The sequence below is a fragment of the Shewanella sp. 11B5 genome (genome assembly GCF_002836795.1).
Taxonomy (GTDB): domain Bacteria; phylum Pseudomonadota; class Gammaproteobacteria; order Enterobacterales; family Shewanellaceae; genus Shewanella; species Shewanella frigidimarina.
Window position 1 is genome coordinate 1 of the sequence record NZ_PJAP01000937.1, and the last position, 3,055, is coordinate 3,055.

Sequence of the window (3,055 nt, forward strand, 5' to 3'; positions counted from 1 at the left end):
ATTTATTGTTGCCAATATTGGGTACAGCCGATATTGCAATGGCTGTTAAAAACAACAACATCATGTTTCTACAAAATCCCCAAGTGAAGTGCTTGATCACCTTCTCTATGAATTAGTGATCTGCGACAATTTGTCCAATTTCATTTTTGTTAACTTGATCAACATCATAAATACTGCGATATAGCCCTACATATGTTATGGGAATATCTCACAAATTGATTTATATCAAAGACGATTTTTAGCCAAGTTCTAAAATTGATACCGATGGATTGCAACTAATTATTAGCCACTGAGCTAACTTAAGCAGAAGGTATCAACATGGACACACATGCAGCCCTTTATAAACAGGGTCAAGATCGCCTTGATTATTTACGCCAATTTGCCCAACGTCAGCCCGTATCACTACAACAAAAAATGGCCAACATTGGGATATCTCGTCGAGACTTCATTAAGTGGACCGCATCGGTCTCCGCAATGTTCGCCTTGCCCCTACCCTTTAGTAATCTGGTTGCCGAAGCGGCTGAATTAGCCGACCGAGTACCGTTAATTTGGTTACATTTAGCCGAATGTACCGGGTGCTCTGAGTCATTAATTCGTACCGATACGCCCAACCTCGACACATTGATTTTCGATCATATCTCGCTTGAATATCACGAAACCTTAATGGCAGCTTCTGGTTGGCAAGCCGAAGAGAACCTAGAGCATGCACTAGAAACTTACAAAGGTCGGTATTTACTGGCCGTTGAAGGTGCGGTCCCTACCGCCAATAACGGCACCTTTTTAACCGTGGGTTGTAAAGGTCATACGGGTTTACACATTGTTAAGGAAGCAGCTGAAAATGCTGCCGCGATTATCTCCGTTGGTACTTGCGCTGCTTTTGGCGGTGTACAAGCCGCTGCACCTAACCCGACTGGGGCAAAAGGTGTTTACGAAGTGGTCGATAAACCTGTGATTAACTTAGGCGGTTGCCCTCCGAGCGAAAAGAACATTGTTGGCACGCTAATGTATTTCATTATGTTCGGTAAGTTACCTGCACTGGATATGTTTAATCGTCCTAAATGGGCTTACGGCGCACGGGTACATGATAACTGTGAACGTCGTGGGCGCTTTGATGCTGGTGAGTTTGTTGAAGAATTTGGTGATGAAGGTGCAAAAGAAGGTTACTGCCTTTATAAAGTCGGCTGTAAAGGCCCATATACCTACAACAACTGCCCTACTGAGCGTTTTAACCATCACACCAGTTGGCCGGTGTTAGCGGGTCATGGCTGTATGGGTTGCTCTGAGCCGAATTTTTGGGATGACATGGCGGACTTTGAAAAACCGCTAGGACGCCAACTTTTACATGGCATAGATGCCACCGCAGACACCATTGGTGCGGTCATTTTAGGCGCTACCGTTGTTGGTATTGGCGCCCATGCAGTTGCTAGCGTATTTGCTAAGCCTTTGGAGGAATAATCATGAGTAAACGTGTCGTTATCGACCCTATCACCCGTATCGAAGGCCATTTACGTGTCGAAGTTGAAGTGGATGACAATAATGTCATTACCAAGGCTTGGTCTTCGTCGACCTTATGGCGAGGTATTGAGGTTATTTTAAAAGGCCGAACTCCAATGGATGTGGGCTTAATTGTGCAGCGTATTTGTGGCGTATGTACCTATTCGCATTATCGTTGCGGTACTGAGGCAGTTGAAAATGCCCTTGGGGTTAAGATCCCACTTAATGCTAAATACCTGCGCAGCATAATGCAGTCATCACTCTACATGCATGATCATATTGTGCATTTTTATCATCTACATGGTTTGGATTGGGTGGATGTGGTATCAGCATTAAGTGCCGACCCAGCCTTAGCGGCTAAAGTGGCAATGAATTACTCTGATGCACCGATTGCTGCCGGTGAAGGTGAATTAAAAGCGGTACAGGCACGAGTGAAAGGCTTGGTCGAAACCGGAAAACTGGGTCCATTTGCCAATGCCTATTGGGGTAATGGTACTTATCGTTTTACCCCTGAGCAAAACCTCATTGCGTTATCGCATTATTTAAAAGCACTTGAAGTACAACGTGTTGCGGCTGAAATGCTGGCTATTTTTGGTGGTAAATCGCCACACCCACAGTCTATTGTTGTGGGCGGCGTAACCTCAGTGCGAGACATGTTAAGCCCTGCCCGTTTACAAGAATGGAAACAAAAGCACGCCATGGTGCAAGACTTTATTGAGCGAGCTTACCAAGCCGATATTGTGATGGCAGCAGAAGCATTTGGCACTGAAGCCAGTGTACTTGGCGGTGTAAATGTTAACAGCTTCTTGTGCGGTGAAGATTTTATCACAGCCAATGGCGAGTACTTATTTAACCAAGGAGTCATTTTAAACGGTGATTTAGCCAATGTATTGGATATCGATCCGAGCTTGATTAAAGAAGACGTGACTCACGCTTGGTATAAAGCCGATGGTCCGCAACATCCATATCAAGGCACCACCATTCCTGATTACACTGGGTTTATTGAACGCGACACTGTGTATGGCAAACTGCCGACCATTAATGGCGATGGTAAATACTCGTGGGTTAAGTCTCCGCGTTACCAGGATGAACCGATTGAAGTGGGTCCACTAGCCTGTTTATTAGTTAACTATGCTCGCGGAAACCAAGTTGTGGTCAATGCGGTTGATGGTTTGTTAGCTCGCACTGGCTTGCCTCTTGAGGCGTTGTTTACCACTTTAGGCCGTACTGCTGCACGTATGTTGCAAACCGTATTGGTTGGCCAAGCCAGTTTGCAAACCTTTGATTCTTTACTGATTAACATACAGTCGGATCAGTCTACTTACGTTAAACCTGAGATAGACCCAGACCGCGTTTACGAAGGTTATTCGATGATTGAAGCTCCTCGCGGCATGTTAAGTCATTGGATCCGGATTAAAGATGCCAAAGTCGAAAACTACCAAGCTGTGGTTCCTACTACCTGGAACGCAGGCCCTGTGGATGCTAACGGTAAAATGGGCCCATACGAAGCTTCGTTGATTGGTTTGAAACTTGAAGACCCAACTAAGCCGTTAGAAGTCAT

Annotated in this window: 2 protein-coding genes; both read left to right on the forward strand. The window is 45.3% G+C overall.

The window, feature by feature from the left end:
* Nucleotides 1-318: 318 nt before the first annotated feature.
* A complete protein-coding gene (gene hyaA / locus CXF78_RS18495; RefSeq protein WP_102037579.1) occupies nt 319-1,455 on the forward strand; it encodes a nickel-dependent hydrogenase small subunit in 1,137 nt (378 codons plus the stop codon).
* Between the two features lie 2 nt (nt 1,456-1,457).
* On the forward strand, nt 1,458-3,055 hold a 1,598-nt coding region (locus CXF78_RS18500), incomplete at its 3' end, for a nickel-dependent hydrogenase large subunit (protein ID WP_102037580.1).